The sequence below is a fragment of the Gilliamella sp. M0364 genome, assembly GCF_016100565.1.
Classification (GTDB): Bacteria; Pseudomonadota; Gammaproteobacteria; order Enterobacterales; family Orbaceae; genus Gilliamella; species Gilliamella apis.
Genome location: NZ_JACFSF010000026.1, coordinates 1 through 531, shown reverse-complemented (window position 1 = coordinate 531; position 531 = coordinate 1). Strand labels below are relative to the sequence as shown.

The following is a 531-nucleotide window of genomic DNA, read 5'->3' as shown; positions in this document are numbered from 1 at the left end:
TGGTCAAGGTGGTTATAATTGGATAAGCGCCTGGGATGCCGGGGTTGCCATAAAAGCACCGCCAGGTATGCATTTTAATCAAGTCATGTCCCATAGTGTCATTAGTGATGGTAATGCTCATCATATTCCTTATCTTAGTATAGGTGATGCAGATGGTGATGAAGCGGGTGGATATATATCAGGTTATCTAAAAGCGACATGGTATGAAAATGGTGCACAAATTCCGAATGATAGGTTAGGTAATGAATTGTGGGGATGCGGTGGGCCCTATAAATTAAGAGTAGAGGTTTGGGATATCCAAGCTAATACCCCTTATGGTGTGCCTAATAATCGTTATTATGGTAATAGTTGGGTGGAATATACTGTCATTCCCCATAATTCCAGTATTTGCTATTTAAGACCAAATGATATGGGTAATTATGGCGGTTATGATGGAAATGTATTTCATAACTTTTGGGGCTTTTCTCGTTGGAGTGGTTTCCCAACCACGGGTTTTCAAAATGCAGCATTTACGTTAATCGGTGCAGGTGC

General features: G+C 40.9%; 1 protein-coding gene. It reads left to right on the top strand.

Annotated elements, in window-relative coordinates; all coding sequences use genetic code 11:
* The coding region (locus H3U96_RS11090; protein WP_198196711.1) for a hypothetical protein at nucleotides 1-531 on the top strand (531 nt) is incomplete at both ends.